Origin of the sequence: Methylobacterium sp. (genome assembly GCF_019745455.1) — a bacterium.
Taxonomy (GTDB): domain Bacteria; phylum Pseudomonadota; class Alphaproteobacteria; order Rhizobiales; family Beijerinckiaceae; genus Methylobacterium.
Genome location: NZ_JAIETD010000024.1, coordinates 1 through 19,383 on the forward strand (window position 1 = coordinate 1; position 19,383 = coordinate 19,383).

Annotated in this window: 18 protein-coding genes; 12 read left to right on the plus strand and 6 right to left on the minus strand. The window is 65.2% G+C overall.

Annotation, left to right across the window (positions count from 1 at the left end; genetic code table 11):
• Positions 1-193 precede the first annotated feature (193 nt).
• The 3 genes from K2Y56_RS03985 (at position 194) to K2Y56_RS03995 (ending at position 3,537) form a co-directional block, all read left to right on the plus strand.
• A complete protein-coding gene (locus K2Y56_RS03985; protein WP_292505341.1) occupies positions 194-1,078 on the plus strand; it encodes a fumarylacetoacetate hydrolase family protein in 885 nt (294 codons plus the stop codon).
• Positions 1,079-1,220: 142 nt separating this feature from the next.
• A complete protein-coding gene (locus K2Y56_RS03990) occupies positions 1,221-3,203 on the plus strand; it encodes a hypothetical protein (RefSeq protein ID WP_292505343.1) in 1,983 nt (660 codons plus the stop codon).
• Positions 3,204-3,258: 55 nt separating this feature from the next.
• Entirely contained in the window at positions 3,259-3,537 is a 279-nt protein-coding gene (locus tag K2Y56_RS03995) for a hypothetical protein (RefSeq protein ID WP_292505346.1), read from the plus strand.
• 4 nt (positions 3,538-3,541) lie between these two features.
• Here the strand turns inward: K2Y56_RS03995 and K2Y56_RS04000 are convergent, their stop codons facing one another.
• Positions 3,542-5,809 carry a lytic transglycosylase domain-containing protein gene (locus K2Y56_RS04000; RefSeq protein WP_292505348.1) on the minus strand — a complete coding sequence of 756 codons (2,268 nt, stop codon included), beginning with the start codon at positions 5,807-5,809 and terminating at the stop codon, positions 3,542-3,544.
• A 200-nt stretch (positions 5,810-6,009) separates the two neighbouring features.
• Between K2Y56_RS04000 and dapA the strand changes: the two genes are divergently transcribed.
• Together dapA and smpB are read left to right on the plus strand one after the other, a co-directional pair.
• On the plus strand, positions 6,010-6,909 hold the full coding sequence (gene dapA, locus K2Y56_RS04005) for a 4-hydroxy-tetrahydrodipicolinate synthase (protein ID WP_292505351.1): 900 nt from the start codon (positions 6,010-6,012) through the stop codon (positions 6,907-6,909).
• A gap of 78 nt (positions 6,910-6,987) precedes the next feature.
• Complete coding sequence (gene smpB / locus K2Y56_RS04010) at positions 6,988-7,461, plus strand: SsrA-binding protein SmpB (protein ID WP_292505354.1); 474 nt, start codon at positions 6,988-6,990, stop codon at positions 7,459-7,461.
• A 21-nt stretch (positions 7,462-7,482) separates the two neighbouring features.
• Here smpB and K2Y56_RS04015 read toward each other — a convergent pair whose 3' ends face one another.
• Complete coding sequence (locus K2Y56_RS04015) at positions 7,483-7,749, minus strand: YARHG domain-containing protein (RefSeq protein ID WP_292505356.1); 267 nt, start codon at positions 7,747-7,749, stop codon at positions 7,483-7,485.
• A 124-nt stretch (positions 7,750-7,873) separates the two neighbouring features.
• Here K2Y56_RS04015 and K2Y56_RS04020 point away from each other — a divergent pair, with 124 nt between their 5' ends.
• Positions 7,874-8,437 (plus strand): peroxiredoxin, encoded by a 564-nt coding sequence (locus K2Y56_RS04020; RefSeq protein ID WP_292505360.1) that lies wholly within the window; start codon positions 7,874-7,876, stop codon positions 8,435-8,437.
• Between the two features lie 6 nt (positions 8,438-8,443).
• Here the strand turns inward: K2Y56_RS04020 and K2Y56_RS04025 are convergent, their stop codons facing one another.
• The 4 genes from K2Y56_RS04025 to rpoZ form a co-directional block, all read right to left on the minus strand.
• A complete protein-coding gene (locus tag K2Y56_RS04025; RefSeq protein ID WP_292505362.1) occupies positions 8,444-9,091 on the minus strand; it encodes an NYN domain-containing protein in 648 nt (215 codons plus the stop codon).
• Between the two features lie 353 nt (positions 9,092-9,444).
• On the minus strand, positions 9,445-10,035 hold the full coding sequence (pyrE, locus tag K2Y56_RS04030) for an orotate phosphoribosyltransferase (RefSeq protein ID WP_292505365.1): 591 nt from the start codon (positions 10,033-10,035) through the stop codon (positions 9,445-9,447).
• Positions 10,036-10,104: 69 nt separating this feature from the next.
• Positions 10,105-12,342 carry a bifunctional (p)ppGpp synthetase/guanosine-3',5'-bis(diphosphate) 3'-pyrophosphohydrolase gene (locus K2Y56_RS04035; RefSeq protein WP_292505367.1) on the minus strand — a complete coding sequence of 746 codons (2,238 nt, stop codon included), beginning with the start codon at positions 12,340-12,342 and terminating at the stop codon, positions 10,105-10,107.
• 167 nt (positions 12,343-12,509) lie between these two features.
• Positions 12,510-12,920 carry a DNA-directed RNA polymerase subunit omega gene (gene rpoZ, locus K2Y56_RS04040; protein ID WP_292505370.1) on the minus strand — a complete coding sequence of 137 codons (411 nt, stop codon included), beginning with the start codon at positions 12,918-12,920 and terminating at the stop codon, positions 12,510-12,512.
• A gap of 235 nt (positions 12,921-13,155) precedes the next feature.
• Here rpoZ and fabD point away from each other — a divergent pair, with 235 nt between their 5' ends.
• The 6 genes from fabD to K2Y56_RS04070 all read left to right on the plus strand — a co-directional run bounded on the left by fabD (position 13,156) and on the right by K2Y56_RS04070 (position 19,374).
• Positions 13,156-14,097 carry an ACP S-malonyltransferase gene (fabD, locus tag K2Y56_RS04045; RefSeq protein ID WP_292505373.1) on the plus strand — a complete coding sequence of 314 codons (942 nt, stop codon included), beginning with the start codon at positions 13,156-13,158 and terminating at the stop codon, positions 14,095-14,097.
• Between the two features lie 41 nt (positions 14,098-14,138).
• Entirely contained in the window at positions 14,139-14,879 is a 741-nt protein-coding gene (gene fabG, locus K2Y56_RS04050) for a 3-oxoacyl-[acyl-carrier-protein] reductase (RefSeq protein ID WP_292505376.1), read from the plus strand.
• Between the two features lie 277 nt (positions 14,880-15,156).
• Positions 15,157-15,393: an acyl carrier protein gene (locus K2Y56_RS04055; RefSeq protein WP_018044468.1), complete on the plus strand. Its 237-nt coding sequence runs from the start codon at positions 15,157-15,159 to the stop codon at positions 15,391-15,393.
• Between the two features lie 84 nt (positions 15,394-15,477).
• Positions 15,478-16,743 (plus strand): beta-ketoacyl-ACP synthase II, encoded by a 1,266-nt coding sequence (fabF, locus tag K2Y56_RS04060; protein WP_292505689.1) that lies wholly within the window; start codon positions 15,478-15,480, stop codon positions 16,741-16,743.
• Between the two features lie 391 nt (positions 16,744-17,134).
• Positions 17,135-18,499: an endolytic transglycosylase MltG gene (mltG, locus tag K2Y56_RS04065; protein ID WP_292505379.1), complete on the plus strand. Its 1,365-nt coding sequence runs from the start codon at positions 17,135-17,137 to the stop codon at positions 18,497-18,499.
• A complete protein-coding gene (locus tag K2Y56_RS04070) occupies positions 18,496-19,374 on the plus strand; it encodes a YicC/YloC family endoribonuclease (RefSeq protein WP_292505382.1) in 879 nt (292 codons plus the stop codon). The genes mltG and K2Y56_RS04070 overlap by 4 nt, the downstream gene beginning before the upstream one ends.
• The last annotated feature ends 9 nt before the right edge of the window (positions 19,375-19,383 follow it).

Consider the following 19,383-nt stretch of genomic DNA (forward strand, 5'->3'; position numbering starts at 1 on the left):
TTTAAAGATTGGTTCACATCTGAACATTCTGCACGATGATGCATGTTGCCGACAGATTTCCGCCCTATTTGGCACCTTGTCGGAGTGCCGTGTGTTTCATGCAACAGGTTGCGTTGCGGTAGACAGGCGCCGGACTTGCCATCGTCTGCCGACGCACGATTTGGTTATCGGGGCGTAAACGGAGGACAACGGGATGAAGCTGGTCCGTCATGGAGACAGGGGCCTGGAGAAGCCCGGTCTAATCGATTCAGCCGGTTCGATTCGCGACCTGTCTGCGATCGTGCGCGATATTTCAGGACCGGCACTGGCAAAGGCGTCCCTCGATCGACTTCGGGCGCTGGATCCGGCTTCGCTCCCGGTGATACCCGCGGGCACACGTCTCGGACCCTGTGTCGGGGCGACCCGCAATTTCGTCGCGATCGGATTGAACTTCGCCGATCACGCGGCAGAAACCGGGGCGGCGATCCCGCCGGAGCCGATCGTCTTCAACAAGGCGCCATCCTGCATCTGTGGGCCGGAGGACGACCTCATCCTGCCCAAGGGCTCGGCCAAGACCGACTGGGAGGTCGAACTTGCCGTCGTGATCGGAACAACCGCCTCATACGTCCACGCAAACGAGGCTCTCGGTTACGTGGCAGGCGTCTGCGTCTGTAACGATGTGTCGGAACGCGAATTTCAGATGGAAAGAGGCGGTACCTGGACGAAGGGCAAGGGGTGCCCGACCTTCGGCCCGCTAGGGCCCTGGCTGGTCACCCTCGACGAGGTGCCGGGTCTCAAGGATCTCGCGATGCATCTCGACGTCAACGGGGAGAGAATGCAGACGGGCTCGACCGGCACGATGATCTTCGACGTCGCACAGATCGTCGCCTACCTGTCGCATTTCATGATACTGGAGCCGGGTGACGTCATCACCACTGGCACCCCGCCGGGTGTCGGCCTTGCCAGAAAGCCACCCCGGTATCTGAAGAGTGGCGATATCGTCAGCCTTGGCATCGAGGGTCTGGGACTTCAGCGCCAGCGCGTTGTGGCCTTTGACGATTGGACAGCCAAGGTCGCAGCCGGAGAGCCGACCAACTGACCAGTTTTCTCGCGCGATCGCCGATTTAGCTGCCTAATCGGAACTTTTGGTGAGGACAGGCCTTCATCTTGCCGTCTCGATCGGTTGAGAACTCTCGCGGCGGCATGCCGTACCGCCTCTTGACGATTATCGAGGAAAGAGCTTGGCCTCCGCATCGTCGCGTCTAGCCGCCTTTCGACGCTTCGGATGGCTTACTGGACTTCCCATCCTGGCAGCTATCGTTGGCACGGCTGGCCAGTTCGGCCTGCCGAGTCTCGAAAGGCGGCTGAGGGGCGACGTCGATCGCGTTGCGACAGCAACCGAAGATGGGGCCGAGCCCTGGCTCCAGGCGGCGACGCGGGGACGCGACGTTGTCGTCAAGGGCGAAGCGCCGAATCCCGCGCTTCGCGACGAGGCCTTGGCGCGCCTGCAGCGCCTGCCCGGGCTTCGACACGTCGTCGGCCCGCTGGGCCTCGTCGAGGAAGCATCGCCCTTCGTCTGGAAAGCCACGCGCGCCGCGCCCGACCGGATCGACCTTTCGGGGAACAGGCCCGCCGAGCTCGGGCCGTTAGCGCTCGCCGCCCGCCTTGCCCCGGACCTGCCGCCGGAGACGACCCTCAAGGACGAGGCGGTCTCTGCTCGTGGGGCACCGCCGGAATTCTCGGCTGCATCCGCCTATGCTGTCGAACAACTCGGCGCTCTGACGCCCGGCAGCGTCGTAACGCTGACCGATACCATGCTGTCATTCAGGGGCGAGGCGGCGAGCATCGCCTCCTACGACGCATTGCGCCTCGCTCTGGCGAAGCCGCCCGAGGGCTTCAGTCTCGGCACCGTCGACATTCTGCCGCCGCGCACCGACGACTTTCGCTTCTCGGTCGAGCGCGGTGCCGCCGGTATCGCCCTGACGGGCAACGTCGTATCCGAGGCCGTGAGGCAGACCCTGTTGGCGCGAGCGAACGACGTCGCCAACGGGATGCCGGTCGATGATCGGATGCAGACCGCACGGGGCCTGACCGCTGCCATAGATCCGGCCGCGCTGACGGGCTTCGCCTTCGACCTTGCCGCCCTGCTGCAGGATGGTTCGGTGAGTTTCGCCGAGGGTCGTCTGACGGTCGCGGGTGTTGCCATCGATGGGCAAGCGATCAGCGAGGTCGAGACGCTCATGCGGACGAAGCGGCCTGTCGGGATCGAGGGAGGGCCGGTCGCTCTGACGACGCGGCCGCTGCGTCCCTACCGCGTTCTGGTCCGGCGCGACGCGGACAGCGTGACGGTGAGCGGCCATGTGCCGGACGACGCCATGCGCGATCGGATCCTCGCAGCCATTCGGCCACGATTCTTCCGCGAGCGGATCGTGGACAAATTGCGCCTCGCTCAGGGAGCGCCCTCCGACCTTCCGGTTGCAGTCGATGCCGGCGTGACCGCACTCTCCCTTCTGGCCAAAGGCCAGGCCGCCGTTACGGATCGAAGCCTGCAAGTCACGGGCGAGAGCCTCTACCGTGAGAGCGCCAACCGTTTGGCCCGCGATCTGCCGCGAAAGGTACCGGTCGGCTGGTCGGCGGAAGCTGCGATTCAGGCGCCGGACGGCCCGGTCCTCACCGATCCGCAGAGCTGCCGAACCCTGTTCGGCCAGACCGTCCAGGACAGGGCGCTCCGCTTCACGGCCGGCAGCGCGGCTTTGCCTGGCGAGTTCTATCCTGTGCTCGATGCCGTCGCGGCACTTGCGAAAACCTGCCCGGATCTGAGGATCGTCGTTGCAGGCCACGGCGACCCACCAAACCCGAAGCCTACCGCTCCCGACACCGGCGCGGCTAGGCCCGAGACAGCGACACCGGCGCCCGACAAGGCGGCTCAGGAGAAAGAGGTCCATGAGAAGTCCACGGCGGCCAAGGCACCTCCCATGAAGGCTCCTCCCGTGAAGGCTCCTCCCGCGAAGGCAGCGACAGGGAAAGCTCCTGCGGACAAATCGAAGAATCCGCCGACTCAGGCTCAGGCGACGCCCGCTCCGCCCGAGCCTGACTTGCCTCGCCAGCGCTCTCAAGCGATCGTGGACTATCTCCTCACGGCAGGCGTCTCCGAGACCGCGGTGACCGCCTCCGGGTCACCCCGATCCACAGCGCAGGGTATCGGCCTGGGTCTCGGGTCGTGAGTGCTTGTACGAAGCGGCCGCGTCTTGAACGCCGCCGCATGGGAAGATGGTCGCCATGAGCCTGCTCTTCGCCATCTTCTGGCCGGCGTTTGCCGCCTCGCTAGGCCTCGGCGGCCTTGTCGGAGCCTGGAGCGGTTTGCCCGAGCGCCGATATCTCGTCGCAGCCGTCATTCCGGTCGGACTCGCCGTTACGCTCACGGCGCTCGCCGTCGGCGGGCCAGTGGCGGGCCGGCCCGGCTTCTGGATCGAGATCGCCGCGATCTGCCTCGACGGCTATCTCGTCGGGTGTCTGATCGGGGCCTCGCTGCGCCGGCTGTCGGACCGAAGCGCCTGAGGCTTCAGCGGGCACCGCGCTGGAAGTCGCCTTCGATCAGGAGCGCGCTGCGCCCGTCCAGACGATTACGATAGACCTGCAGATTCTCCATCACCCGCTGGACGTAGTTTCGAGTCTCGGTGAAGGGGATGCGCTCGACCCAGTCGATCGGATCAACGCCGCTCTTGCGCGGATCGCCATAGGCATCGATCCACTTCTTCACGTTGCCGCCGCCCGCATTGTAGGAAGCGAAGGCAAGGATGTAGGAGCCGCGCCAATCCTCCATCAGTTCGCCGAGATGGGCGTGTCCGAGGCGGGCGTTGTAGGCCGGATCGCTGGTGAGGCGGTCCTGATCGTAGGGTGCGCTGACCCGCTTCGCCGTCCGCTGAGCGGTCGCCGGCATCATCTGCATCAGCCCACGAGCGCCGACGCTCGATTGCGCGCGCGGATCGAACTGGCTTTCCTGCCGGGCGATGGCAAAGACCATCGCCTTCTCGACGAGGGGCACTGCTGCCGAGGCCTCGTAGGCCGGGATGCCGATCGTCGGGTAAGCATGGGCGTCGAGCGGAAGGCCGCGCTGAACCGCGAGCTTGCCGATCGCCACCAGGGCCCGCGAGTCTCGCGTCTCGACGGCGAGATCTCCCAAAGCGGTGAGCTCCGCCGGATCGGTGAGGCGGCTCGCGGCGTCGATATAGAGCGGGAGCGCAAGGTCTTTCAGAGACGCGGCTTCCAGGAGCCGAAGCGCCCTGATGCACAGGCGATCGTCGAAGGCGGCGCGGGCGGCGCTGTCGAGGGGCACGACGCTGCGAAGCGGCAGGCTCGCCTCGCCGAGCTTTGCACGGGCGAGCTGTCCGTAATAGGCGATCGGCTGCAGGGCGGCGCGCTGATAGAACGGCTTGGCGCCGTCGAGACCCCCAAGGGCTTCGGCCGCACGACCCTGCCAATAGGCGGCCCGTGCCTGTGAGATCGGCGTTTCGGCGATCGTCGCTGCTGCGGCGAAGTGTTTGGCAGCATTAGCCGCGTCGTTCGAGAAGCGCAGGGCGATCCATCCGGCGTGGAACTCGGCCTCGATCCGCTTCTCGACGGTGCGGGCGCTATGGCCGCTCGCGACCTGATAGGCGGTCGTCGCATCGCCGAGGTCCATGAGCTTGCGCGCGACGATCCGGCGCTCGACCCACCACTCGTCGCCATCGGCCAGAACGTCCGGATTCGTTGGAGCGGAAGCGAGCACGGACGCGGCCTCCGCCGCCTTGTCGGCTCGGCGCAGGAACTGCGCCCGCGAAAACAGGTATGAGGAATCGCTGCGCAGAGCGGGCGGAACAGCAGCGAGCGCACCTCCTGCACCCGAGCTCTTATCCTCGACCGCACGACGTGCGCGCACCAGCGTAACGTAGGACGATCCCGCATAGCCGGCGGCACGCGCGGCCTGCTCCCAGTCTTCCTTCAGGAGAGAGCGCTCCATCCGGAAACGGTGATCGATCCGGGTCAAGACCCCTGGAAAAGCGTCGAGGATACGGGCCTCAAGAGTCTTGCCGAAGCTGTCGGAGCGCCAGAGGTCGCGTACCAGCGCCGCCGCGTCATCGTTCAGGGCGTCGTTTCGAAAGGCGAGGGCGAGCGCGAACTTGCCGGGCGCGCTCGCCGGCTTTGCCGAGGCGAAGAAGGCACGCACCACCGCTGGGCTCTTCTTCTCGGTGAGCAGCGCCTCCTCGGCGCGTCGGCGAAGCAGCGGGCCGGCCGGCCAATCGGGATTCGCGCGGGTGAAAGCCACGGTGCGCTCGAAGCCGATTCCCGCGCCGGCGCGGATAGCGACCCATTCGAGCAAAGCCTTCGCCGCAGGATCCCTGAAACCGTCTCTGAGGCGATCACCGTCGCCGACGCGACCCTTGCGGTAAGCGTCGATCGCTTGGCGAAGCGCCTCGACATCGGTGTCGCCGGAGCGCGCGAGTCGTGACGGGTCGGGCAGTTCCGGAACGGGTGCGGCTGGCGTGACGGCGGCATCCGGAAGGGGAAACGCGATCGGGGCGTCGGCATCCGCCGATGCGTAGGCCGTCGCGGTGTTCGCCTTGGCCGCGACGGGCTTGGCCAGAACCTCAGGCGTCGCGACCTCCACCTTGACGGCATCGGCCGAGACGGGGTCGGTCACCGCTATGGCATCGGCGAGCTGGGCGGAGGGAGCCGCGGCGTCGCTGGCCGGAACGGCCTCGTTGCCTTGCGCCAGGCCGAGGGGTGCGATCAGCGTCGCGCCCAAGGCCAAGGCGGGAAGACAGCGCCGTGAGGTGATCGAGACCGTCATGATGCGTCGAACCCCCTGTGGAAACGGGCCTTGAGAACGACCGAGAGACAAGCTGACGCCTGGCCCGTTAAGGAAGCGTCAACCTCGTTGCCGAAGCGTTTGCGAAGGCAGGGCCGACGGCCTATGTCTGCCCGGCCGCGACAGCGGTGCCGCAGCCGCAATCCCGGTTGCGACGACAATCGACGGCTGGGAACGCCAGGATGACCGACACCGCACGCCGACGCCTGAAGGGCGCCATGACGGCCCTCGCCACGCCGTTCAAGGACGGGACCTTCGACGAGACGACGTTCCGGGCCTTCGTGAACTGGCAGATCGACCAGGGAATCCACGGTCTCGTGCCTACCGGCACGACAGGCGAGAGCCCGACCCTCAGCCATGCCGAGCATGACCGCGTGGTCGAGGCCTGCGTCGCCGAGGCGGCTGGCCGGGTTCCGGTGATCGCGGGCGCCGGCTCGAACTCGACGGCGGAGGCGGTCGCGCGGGCGCGACACGCGGAGTCCGTCGGCGCCGACGCGGTCCTCGTCGTGACGCCCTACTACAACAAGCCGACGCAGGACGGGCTCTACGCGCATTTCAAGGCCGTCAACGATGCCATCGGCATTCCGGTGATCATCTACAATATTCCCGCTCGTTCCGTCGTGGACATGAGCGTCGAGACGATGGCGCGCCTCTACGAGCTCAAGAACATCGCCGGAGTGAAGGACGCGACGGCCAAGCTAGACCGGGTCAGCCTCCAACGTCAGGCGATGGGTGAAGACTTCATCCAGCTTTCTGGCGAAGATGCGACGGCGCTCGGATTCAATGCGCACGGCGGCGTCGGCTGCATTTCGGTGGTGTCGAACGTGGCTCCGCGCCTCTCGGCGACGTTCCAGGAGGCGACGCTCTCCGGCGACTACGCCAAAGCGCTTCAGCTCCAGGACGTATTGCTGCCGCTGCACATGGGGCTGTTCGCCGAATCGAACCCGTCTCCCGTGAAGTACGCCCTGTCGCGGCTCGGCCTGATGAGCGACGAGGTGCGGTTGCCGCTCCTGACGGTGAGCGAGCCGACGAAGCGGATCGTCGACGCGGCCCTGCGCCATGCGGGCCTGACCAAGGCATAGCCGCCTCGCAGAATCTTCATCGGCAAACCATATTAGACCGACCGGTGGCACCGCGCACCCGGCCCAACCGGCATCGAGATGACTCCCAAACCCGAACTTTCCCGGCGCATCGTCGCGGACAACCGCGCGGCGCGCTACCATTACGAGATCTCCGACGTGCTGGAGGCGGGTATCGCTCTCACCGGCACCGAGGTGAAATCCCTGCGCAAAGGCAAGGCGACGATCGGCGAGGCCTATGCCGGGCCGTCGGGCGACGACCTCATGCTGTTCAACGCCTACATTCCCGAATATCTCGAAGCCAACCGCTTCAATCACGAGCCGAAGCGTCCGCGCAGGCTGTTGCTGCATCGCCGGCAGATCGACAAGCTCATCGGCGCGACGCAGCGTGAGGGCTACACCGTCGTACCGTTGAAGATCTATTTCAACGACCAGGGCCGGGCAAAGATCGAGCTCGGTCTCGGGCGAGGTAAGAAGCTCCACGACAAGCGTGAGACCTCCAAGCAACGCGATTGGGACCGCGATCGCGCCCGTATCCTGCGCGACCGCGGATAGGAATCCCCGAAGTCCGACGTTTTACTTCGGGCAGTTGTGGCTCCGCTCCTGCCGCTGGATGTCGGCGATGTCGGACCTCTGCTTGGCGGATAACGGAACGTCCGCGATGTCGTCGTAGCGGCAACCGGCATTCCCGAAAGCGCGGATCGCCCGCTGTGTCTTGAAGCAGTATCCGGCATCCTTGTACGTCGCGTTCCGCTCGGCCCAGAGCTCGTCGCACGGAAAATCGGCGGCGGCAGGGACCGTCGCAGTTGCGAGCAGAAGACAGGAGAGGACGAGACGACGCATTCTGAAGAACCTCGGGTGGACTGCACTCGTCCAGCGGGGCAGCATATCGCACGAGCGGGGATAGAGCGGGACTCCGGCCCTCTCCTCAATTCTCGCGCGAGCACAGATCGATCAGGATACGGCCATGAAAACCGATTACGGCAGCCTGCCCGACGACCTGCCTGCTCCCCTCGACGACGGTGCAGCCCGCCACCTCGAAGGCATGGTTCTGCCGGACGTGTCGCTTGCCTCCACCGATGGCGGCCGCGTCTCCCTCGCCAAACTCAAGGGCCGTACCGTCGTCTATGCCTTTCCACGTACCGGCGAGCCGGGTCAGCCGAATCTCGTGCCTGACTGGGATGTCATTCCGGGTGCCCGCGGTTGCACGCCGCAATCCTGCGCGTTCCGCGATCGCCATGCCGAACTGATCGCCAAGGGTGTCGCGCAGGTGCATGGGTTGTCCACTCAGACAAGCGCCTATCAGCAGGAGGCCGCGACGCGGCTGCATCTGCCGTTCACGCTCTTGGCGGACCCGCATCTTGCCCTGGCGACGGCGATTCGGCTGCCGATCTTCGAGGCTGCGGGTCAGCGTCTCATCAGACGGCTGACCCTGGTCATCGACGAGGGTCGCGTGACCAGGGTGTTCTATCCGGTCTTCCCGCCGGATCGCAGCGCCGACGAGGTGCTCGGCTGGCTCGAGCAGGCCTGAACGGCATCAATCGCCGGCAGGATCGTCACCCTGCCGGATGCCGTAGCGGCTCTCGAGGGCCGGGCTAGGACGCACCGGCGCGCGCTCCTGCGGGTCGCGCGCGCGATTGTCGTTGCGGATTCCTCGTTCTCCGGGGTCGCGACCGACCTTGGAAATAAGCTGGACGAGATCGACGAATTCATCGGCTTGGCGGCGCAACTCGTCGGAAACCATGGCGGGCTGAGTCTGGATGGTCGAAACCACCGTGACCTTGACGCCCCGCCGCTGCATGGCTTCGACCAGGGACCGGAAATCACCGTCGCCGGAGAACAGAACCATGTGATCGATGTAGGGCGCGAGTTCGAGCGCATCGATCGCGAGCTCGATGTCCATGTTGCCCTTGATCTTGCGGCGACCAGACGAGTCGGTAAATTCCTTTGCAGGTTTCGTCACCACGCGATAGCCGTTGTAATCGAGCCAGTCGACCAGCGGCCGGATCGAAGAATATTCTTGATCCTCGATCATCGCGGTGTAGTAGAAAGCCCTTATTAGGTTATCACGGCTCTGAAATTCTTTAAGCAGACGCTTATAGTCGATGTCAAAACCGAGTGTCTTTGACGCTGCGTAAAGATTGGCGCCGTCAATAAAAAGCGCGCTACGCTGTTGTGCTGACATTAATGGCCTGCTTTTGCTGGGATTTTCACGCAACATTCGAGCTGCTAGGAAATAACATTCATCAATGCGTCACGCTTTGGATAAATATCCACGCGCCCAACGCTCAGTTTTGGTCTTGGGATCGTACTGTGTTGCGTGCGGCCGGTCAGAGGCCTGCGCCTGAGCAAACATTTAATTCGAAATATTACGACTTAGCATAAGCTATCAGGCTGATATGAAATTGTCAATGGTTAGACAAGTATTGAATCCGCCCATCCTCTTCTTCACTTTAGGTTGTTCTTAATCGACGGCCTGTCGCTTCATGTCGACGCCACATCGAACTACCGTAGCAGGGGAATGGCGGTTTTCGCCAATCACAGTCGCGCCGTCGTACGGCTCCCCGGCTTCACCGCCGGAAGCGCAGCGAGCTCAGGCGGCAGGGCGTCGGCGGGATAGGCGGGGATGTCGAGTGTCACGAGGCTCGCCAAAGGCAGGCCGATATCCCCACGGCCACCGGAGCGGTCGATGAGGCAGGCGGCTCCTACCACATCACCCGCCTCGCCTGCGAGAGACGCCAGGCATTCGCGAGCCGAAAGCCCTGTGGTGACGATGTCTTCGACGATCACGGCCCGCTTGCCGAGGGGAATGCTGAAGCCCCGCCTCAGGACGAACGGGCCGCCCGGCTCGCGCTCGACGAAGATTGCCTTGGCTCCGAGATGACGGGCGGTCTCGTATCCCGGCACGATCCCGCCGATGGCCGGCGAGACGACGATGTCGACGGGACCGAAGGTTGCCGTAATGGTGCGGGCCAGAACACTGCAGAGACGCTCGGTGCGGACCGGGTCGGAAAAGATCGCCATTTTTTGCAGGAACACGCCCGAATGCAGTCCGGAACTGAGGATGAAATGCCCCTCAAGCAGCGCACCGGCATCACGGAACTCGGCGAGAACGTCCTCGGGTGTCATGGGTCGCGGCTCCGCGGCATCAGGCGGTCGCTTTTGGCAGCGGGGGCACCGTCAGGCAAGGCAGAGCCCTCAGCCGTTGATCCGGTCGACTTTGCTCACCGCCCGTTTACCGCGCAACTCGGCGATGATGGCGGTGAGGTGCTTCAGGTCCCACACTGACAAATCGATCATGATATCGGTGAAATCCTGGGTGCGGCGCTTCATCGAGACGTTGTCGATGTTGCCGTCATGGTCGGCGATGACCTGGGCGATCTGCGCCAGCACGCCAGGCTCGTTGATCGATTGCAGGGCGATCTTGGCTGGAAAGCGTTCCCCTCCCCCTGCCTCGACGTCCCAGCGGACATCGAGCCAGCGCTCGGGCTCGTTGTCGAAGGCTGCCAGCGCCACCGATTGGATCGGGTAGATCGTGACGCCGACGCCGGGCGTAAGGATGCCGACGATCCGGTCGCCGGGCACCGCGCCGCCGTTCGGAGCGAACGTGACAGCGAGATCGCTGTCGAGTCCCCGGATCGGGATCGCTTCGGAATGGGTGACGTTCGCGGCCGCCGAGTCCGGAAAGGTGAGACGCATCGTCTGGTCCTTGGCCAGAGTGAGACGCCCAGCGCCCTCGACAGGGGGCTGCTGCAACGACGGCGCACCCGTCCGCCGCTCCTCCTTGAAGTCCGGATAGACCGCCTTGACGACGTCGCCAGAGAACATCTCGCCGCGCCCCACGGCGGCGAAGACGTCCTCGGTGGAGATCCGTGCCAGGCGAGGCAGCGCGCCGCGCAGCTTGTCTTCCGTGAAGCTCCTACCTGCCCTTTCGAAGGCTCGGTCGAGGATCTGTCGGCCGAGCCCGGCATATTGGCGACGCACCGCAGAGCGCGTGGCCCGCCGGATCGCCGAGCGGGCCTTGCCGGTAACGACGAGGGATTCCCAGGCTGCAGGCGGCGACTGACCGTCGGAGCGCGCAATCTCGACCTCGTCGCCGTTGGCGAGTTCGTAGAGCAACGGCGCCATCCGACCGTTGATCTTTGCGCCAACCGCCGAGTTGCCGACATCGGTGTGGACCGCGTAGGCGAAATCGATTGGCGTCGCCCCCCGCGGCAGGGCGATCAGGCGGCCCTTGGGCGTGAAGCAGAAGACTTGGTCCTGGAAGAGTTCGAGCTTGGTGTGCTCCAGGAACTCCTCCGGGCTATCGCCCTCGGCGAGCAGCTCGATCGTCCGTCGAAGCCACTGATAGGCGCCGCTCTCCGTGGCGAGGCGGGGATGGATGCCGACCTCGTCCTTCCCGCCCGCCTCCTTGTAATGGGCGTGGGCGGCGATGCCGTACTCGGCGATCTCGTCCATGGCGGCGGTGCGGATCTGAAGCTCGACGCGCTGGCTCTTGGGGCCGATCACCGTGGTGTGAATGGAGCGGTAGTCGTTCTGCTTCGGCGTCGAGACGTAGTCCTTGTAGCGTCCGGGGACCATCGGCCAGCTCGTATGGACGACACCAAGGGCCGCGTAGCAATCCTCCAGGCGCTCCACGACGATGCGGAAGCCGAAGATGTCGGAGAGCTGCTCGAAGGCGATCGACTTGCGTTCCATCTTAGACCAGATCGAGAATGGCCGCTTCTGCCGCCCGGTCACCTCTGCCCGGATGCCGCGCGCTTCGAGCTTCGCACTTAAGTCCCGCTCGATACTGTCGACGAGGCGCTCCGATCGTGCCGAGAGGTCAGAAAGGCGCTGGGTGATGGTGGCGTAGATGTCCGGCTTGAGGTTGCGGAAGGCCAAGTCCTCGAGTTCGTCGCGGAGCTCCTGCATGCCCATCCGGCCGGAGAGCGGCGCGTAGATGTCGAGCGTCTCCTCGGCGATACGAACCCGCTTCTCGGCCGGCATGTGGTGGAGGGTGCGCATGTTGTGCAGACGGTCAGCGAGCTTCACGAGCAGCACGCGGACATCGGCGGCGACGGCGAGGAGCAGCTTGCGGAAATTCTCGCCCTGAGCCGCTCGCTTCGAGACGAGATCGAGACGCTTGAGCTTGGTCAATCCGTCCACAAGAGCGCCGATCTCGGGACTGAAGATGGAGCGGATCTCGTCAAGAGTGGCCGCGGTATCTTCGACGGTGTCGTGCAGCACCGCCGCCACGATGGTGGCGTCGTCGAGCCTGAGGTCGGTCAGGATCGCGGCGACTTCGAGGGGATGGGCGAAGAACGGATCGCCCGACGCGCGCTTCTGAGTCCCGTGCGCCCGCATGGCATAGACGTAGGCGCGGTTGAGCAGGGCCTCGTCAGTCGCCGGGTTGTAGCGCCTGACCCTCTCGACAAGCTCATACTGGCGCATCATCCGCCGCGTTCACCTTCCCTGCTAGGGATCGCCTACGACCGAAGTGTCCCGCATCGGCGCTCGGCACGCCAGCCACGATTGCGTCGCGGAGGGATGATTTCTCGATGCCGGATACGAAAAACCCGGCGCCAGGGCCGGGTTGTTCGCGTATTGCGGTGGAAGCAGACCTATTCGGCCTCTTCCTCCGTCTCGGTCGGTGGTGCGAGATTCTCGAGGCCACGCAGCAGATCTTCCTCGCTCATGCGGTCGAACTGCACGGCGCTGTCGTCGCTGGACGATTGGGGCGCGACCGATGCGGCGGCCGGCGAGCTCGACAGCAGCGGCACGGTCTCGGCCTCGGGCTCGTCCACCTCGACGTATTTCTGCATCGAGTGGATGAGCTGTTCCTTGAGATCGTCGGCAGTGATGGTGGCATCGCCGATCTCGCGGAGCGCGCAGACCGGGTTCTTGTCGCGGTCGCGATCGATCGTCAGCGGAGCGCCTGCGGCGAGGAGCCGGGCCCGGTGGCTGGCGAGGAGGACCAGCTCAAACCGGTTCTCGACCTTGTCGATGCAATCTTCAACGGTGACGCGAGCCATGCCGGGCGGCTCCTTCCTGAAGTCGGGTGTTCTGGGATTGAGGCGGGCTCATACACCGCTTGACGCCCAGCAACAAGAAGGACCTCAAACTGACGAACGACCTCTGTACCCGCGCAACCGGTTTAGCGGTGCCATGTTGACACATGTAGCACGCGATGCGACTGCGCCGCCCTCCCCGGAGTAACGGCCATCGAGGAGACAAGCCAGGAGCGGGCCGGCACGACGACGAGGACCGATGGCGCGCGCATGCATCTTTCCGGGCCAGGGTAGCCAGGCGGTCGGCATGGGCCGCACTTTGGCAGAAGCTTTCCCGCAGGCCCGGCATGTCTTCGATGAGGTCGATGCGGCACTGGGACAGAATCTGTCGCGTCTGATGTTCGAGGGACCGGGCGACGAGCTGACCCTGACACAGAATGCCCAGCCCGCACTGATGGCCGCCAGCATCGCCGTGCTGCGCGTGCTCGAGGCCGAGCGCGGCCTCGAGCTCAAGCGTGACGTCGCCTGCGTCGCCGGCCATTCGCTCGGCGAATACACCGCCCTTGCGGCAGCAGGCACGTTCTCCATCGCCGATGCCGCGCGTCTCCTGAGACTTCGCGGCGAGGCCATGCAGCGGGCAGTCTCGCCGGGACAGGGCGCGATGGCGGCTCTGCTCGGTCCCGACGCAGAAAGTGCGGGCAGCATCGCCGCGGAAGCGGCGGGCGAAGATGTCTGCGAGGTGGCGAACGACAACGGCGCCGGGCAGGTCGTGCTCTCGGGCGCCCGTGCCGCCGTGGAACGAGCGGTGGCGATCGCGCAGGGTCGCGGGATCAAGCGGGCGGTGATGCTTAACGTCTCTGCGCCGTTCCATTGCTCGATGATGGGGCCGGCCGCGGGAGCGATGCGCGAAGCCCTCTCCGCCGTAACGCTCCTGGCGCCTGTCGTACCGGTCTACGCCAACGTGCTCGCCGCGCCGGTGACGGATCCGGAAACGATTCGGGAAGCGCTGGTTTCGCAAGTGACCGGCACGGTCCGTTGGCGCGAGTGCATCCTTGCCATGGCCGCAGCCGGTGTCGACAGCTTCCATGAACTGGGGGCCGGAAAGGTGCTGACCGGCCTCGTCAAACGGATCGTCCCCGGAGTCGATGCCGGCCCCATCGGCACGCCCGAGGACATTGCCGCCTTCCCCGACCTACGCTGACCGGCACCTTCCGAGCGGTCTTCAAAACGCGAGATCAGCCCATGTTCGATCTGACTGGCCGCAAGGCCCTCGTCACCGGCGCCACCGGCGGCCTCGGCGGTGCCATCGCCAGGGCGCTGCACGAACAGGGGGCCATCGTGTCGATTTCCGGCACCCGCGCCGAAGCCCTGGACGCCCTGGCCTCCGAGTTGGGTGAGGGACGCGTTCATCCCTTGGTCACCAACCTCTCGGACAAGGACGCCGTGGAGGCGCTGGTACCGGCTGCGGAAGCCGCCATGGGCGGCCTCGATATCCTCGTTAACAACGCCGGCATCACGCGCGACAACCTTTTCCTGCGCATGAAGGATGAGGAGTGGGACGCGGTCATCGCCGTCAACTTGACGGCCGCCTTCCGGCTCTCTCGTGCGGCGGTGAAGGGCATGATGCGGCGGCGCCACGGCCGCATCATCAACATCGGCTCCGTCGTCGGGGCGACCGGCAATCCTGGCCAAGTCAACTATGCGGCGGCCAAGGCCGGGCTTGTCGGCATGACCAAGGCGCTCGCCGCCGAGGTCGCGACCCGAAACCTCACGGTCAACTGCATCGCGCCGGGCTTCATCACCTCGCCGATGACCGACGGGCTCAACGACAAGCAGCGCGAAGGCATCCTCTCGCGGGTTCCGATGGGTCGTCTCGGCAGCGGCGGAGACGTAGCGTCGGCGACAGTCTACCTCGCCTCTGACGAAGCCGGCTACGTCACCGGCCAGACCCTCCACGTCAACGGCGGCATGGCGATGTACTAGGTCTGCGACCCGACAGCCGACAACTCGCCGCCCTGAACATCGGCCCGTACTAGCCGGCAAAAGCTACGACACTGAATGGCTTCTGAACGGCCCCTCGCCAGCGCCGGAACCCTATGCTACCACGCCGCCTGCCGTGCTTGGGGGTTGACGGATCAGCGTAGAGCGGGTTTGCAGAACCACGCGCGATCGGGCAAACGCCGCCTCGGACAAACTCTGGATCTGACGAGCGGCCACGGCGCCTTCATCATCACGACCGAATAGCTAAGGACCAAGAACGATGAGCGATATCGCTGAGCGCGTGAAGAAGATCGTTGTCGAACACCTCGGCGTGGAGCCGGAGAAGGTGGTCGAGGGGGCGAACTTCATCGACGACCTCGGCGCCGACAGCCTCGACACCGTCGAGCTCGTGATGGCGTTCGAGGAAGAGTTCAACGTCGAGATCCCCGACGACGCCGCCGAGACGATCCAGACGGTCGGCGATGCCGTGAAGTTCCTGGAGAAGAACTCCGCCTGATGACGCGTGAGACGCCGAGAGCGGGGTCGAACGACCCCGTGCGTCCAACGTTACACGATGATGGGAATGGTTCAGGGTAGCGCGATGCGGCGGGTGGTGGTGACGGGTCTGGGGATGGTGACGCCGCTTGGCAGCGGAGTCGAGACCACCTGGAGCCGGTTGATCGCCGGAGATAGCGGAGCATCGAAGGTCACGGCCTTCGACGTCGAGGATCTCGCCTGCCGCATCGCGTGCTCCGTTCCCCTCGGGAACGGCAGCGACGGCACCTTCGATCCGGATGCCTGGATGGAGCCGAAGGAGCAACGCAAGGTCGATCCGTTCATCGTCTACGCCATGGCCGCCGCCGGCGAGGCCCTCAACGATGCGAACTGGCATCCCACAAGCCATGAGGATCAATGCGCCACCGGCGTGATGATCGGCTCGGGCATCGGTGGCATCGGCGGCATCTACGATGCGTCCGTCACGCTCCATGACAAGGGCCCACGTCGGATCTCGCCCTTCTTCATTCCTGGCCGGATCATCAATCTTGCCTCGGGGCAGGTATCCATCGCGCACGGGCTCAAGGGCCCGAACCATGCGGTCGTCACGGCCTGCTCAACCGGTGCGCATGCCATCGGCGACGCAGCGCGGCTGATCCAATTCGGCGATGCCGACGTGATGGTTGCCGGCGGTGCCGAATCTCCGGTCAACCGTCTGGCTCTTGCGGGCTTCGCCGCGTGCCGTGCGCTCTCCACCGGCTTCAACGAAGACCCGAGGCGTGCATCGCGCCCCTACGACAAGGAGCGCGACGGTTTCGTCATGGGCGAGGGCGCTGGTGTGGTGGTGCTCGAAGAATACGAGCATGCTACGGCTCGTGGGGCCAAGATCTACGCCGAGATCATCGGTTATGGTCTCACCGGCGATGCCTTTCACATCACGTCACCTGCCCCAGATGGCGATGGCGCGTTCCGCTGCATGACCGCCGCAGTCAAGCGCGCCGGCATCGACCCATCGCAGATCGACTACATCAATGCCCACGGTACCTCGACGCCGATGGGGGACGAGCTCGAACTGAAGGCCGTGGAGCGCCTGCTCGGAGCCGCGGCGCGACGCGCCTCGATGTCTTCGACGAAGTCGGCCATCGGCCACCTTCTCGGTGCGGCGGGTTCAGTGGAGGCGATCTTCTCGATCCTGACCATCCGGGATGGAGTGATCCCCCCGACCCTCAATCTCGACAACCCATCAGTGGATACGCAGATCGATCTCGTTCCGCACGAGGCCAAGCGCAAGCGAATCGACACCGTCCTGTCGAACTCTTTCGGGTTTGGCGGGACGAACGCATCACTCGTCATGCGTAGGGTCGAGGCCTAACGAACTGGCTCTCGAGAGCGGATCACCATTCCGGATGCTTGCGACGCCAATTTGTCGTTGTTGGCGAAACGTTCCTTAGCTGTCACAGTGCGGTCGACAGGCGACCTTTTGAGGTCGGAAGCGACGATCGGATCGCTCACCCCGCACATCACGTAGTTCGGTCGTTGCGGCTCCCGACACGGCGCGAGCATGTGGACCGCCACATGCGGCATCGCCTTTTGGCCATAAAAATCTCCCATGGTCTTATCGGTGTGACACAGCTTGACCGATAGGGCGCACCGGCGCCATGCATGTCGACTTTGCTGGGGTTGGGTGCTTCACCCTATCGGGAATGTACGGTTACTTCACGAAGTCGCGGCAGCAGCGCCTTCGAAATCCGCACAGGATGTCCATGTTCCGCAGACGCCAACCGCCAGCACCGCCTGCTCAAGCGGATGAGCGGGCCCTTCCTAATCGGCTCTCGCCGCGCAGCCCGAGCGAGGCGATCAAACCGACGGCTGCGCCGCCACCGCCGTCACGCCCCGAGCGCCGCCGCAGCGGTCTCGTCGGGACGATCAGCGGCTTTCTCACTTTGTTCGTCGTCGCCGCGATCGCCAGCATGATCGTGCTGTCGGTGTTCCAGCGTCAGGTGCGCGAGCCGGGGCCACTAGCGACCGACAAGGTCGTCGTCATTCCCTCCCGCAGCGGTACGAGCGAGATTGCCGAGGCCCTGAATCGCGAGGGCGTGATCGCCCATACCGGCATGTTCGAGATCGCCGCCCGGCTGAGCGGGAAGGCGCTCAAGGCCGGAGAGTACCCTTTCAAAGCGCATTCGAGCCTGTCCGACGTGATCGACGTCCTGTCGGCCGGCCGACAGGTACAGCACGCGATCACCTTTCCGGAGGGCTTGACGAGCGAACAGATCGTCGCCCGCCTCAACGACGACGACGTCCTGGCCGGCGATGTCAACGAGATCCCTCCGGAGGGGTCGCTCCTGCCCGATACCTATAAGTTCGAGCGTGGCGCGACCCGGCAGCAGATCGTGAACCTGATGCGAACCAAGCAGCGCGAGGTGCTCAACCAGATCTGGGCCCGTCGCAATGCCGAGGTCCCGGTCAAGACGCCGGCCGAGATGGTGACCCTCGCCTCCATCGTCGAGAAGGAGACCGGCCGCGCCGACGAGCGCCCCCGCGTCGCTGGCGTCTTCGTCAACCGCCTCAACAAGCGGATGAAGCTGCAATCCGATCCGACCATCGTGTACGGGCTAGTCGGCGGCCGCGGCACGCTCGGGCGGGGGATCCAGCGCTCCGAGATCGATCGAGCCACGCCCTACAACACCTATGTCATCGAGGGACTCCCGCCCGGCCCGATCGCAAATCCCGGCCGCGCCGCCCTCGAAGCCGTCGCCAATCCTTCTCGGACCAAGGACCTGTTCTTCGTCGCCGACGGCACCGGCGGCCATGCCTTCGCCGAGACGCTGGAAGCGCATGCCCGCAACGTCGCGCGCTGGCGTCAGGTCGAACGAAGCCGTCAGACTCCGGCGAACCCTGATGCCGCACCAGTCGACAAGGTCGAACCACCGGTTGAATCGGCCGTGAGCAACAAGGCTTCCGCCTATGCGCCGGCCGGCGCGAACTTCGCCCTCGGTGGAAACGATGCGTCGGGACAGAAGCCGAAGGCCTTCGACGCGTCCGAAGGGACGAAGCTCGATCCGCTGCGCAACAAGACGTTCGATCTCAACTCGGCGAAGTCCGTGCCGGCTCTCAAGCAGCCATGATCCTGTCGAGCATGACGGGGTTCGCCCGCGCCGCCGGCACTTCGGGTTCCGTGCAATGGGCCTGGGAGGTCCGCAGCGTGAACGGACGAGGGCTCGACGTCCGGCTTCGGGTTCCAAACGGCTTTGACGCGATCGGCGAAGTGGCTCGCACGGCCATTCAGCGGACGCTAAGCCGGGGCCAGTGCCAGGTGAACCTCACCGTCACCCGTCCCGAGACGACGGCGCGGGTGCGGATCAACGAGGCGCTTCTGGCCTCGCTCGCCGCAGCGGTGGCGAAGGTTCCTGTCCCGGCGGGGGTGACGCCCGCCAGCCTCGACGGGCTGTTGGGGATCCGCGGCGTCATCGAATCCGACGAAGAGCAGATCACGGATTCCGATGCCCTCGCGCGCGACCTCTCCGAGGGAGTTGTCCGGCTGGTTGCCGACCTGATCGAAGCCCGCCGAGCGGAAGGCCGACAGCTTCGCGAGATCGTCGAGGGTCAACTCGCCACCATAGAGCGTTTGACGGAGGCCGCGGAGACCTGCCCTGGCCGCCAGCCCGAGGCAGTTCGCGAGCGCCTCGCCGCGAACGTCGCCGCTCTGGTGGGTGCCGGCGGCCTCGACCCCGAGCGCCTGCACCAGGAAGCCGTGCTGATGGCGGCGAAAGCCGACGTGCGGGAGGAGCTCGATCGCCTTCGCGCCCATTTGGTGGCTGCACGTGAGCATCTGGCGACAGGCGGAGCGATCGGGCGCAAGCTTGATTTCCTGGCGCAGGAATTCGGCCGCGAAGCCAATACGCTCTGCGCCAAAGCGAGTGACGTCGCTCTGTCTCGGATCGGACTCGACTTGAAGGCCGTCGTGGAGCAATTCCGCGAGCAGGTCCAGAACGTCGAATAGGGTCGCAAC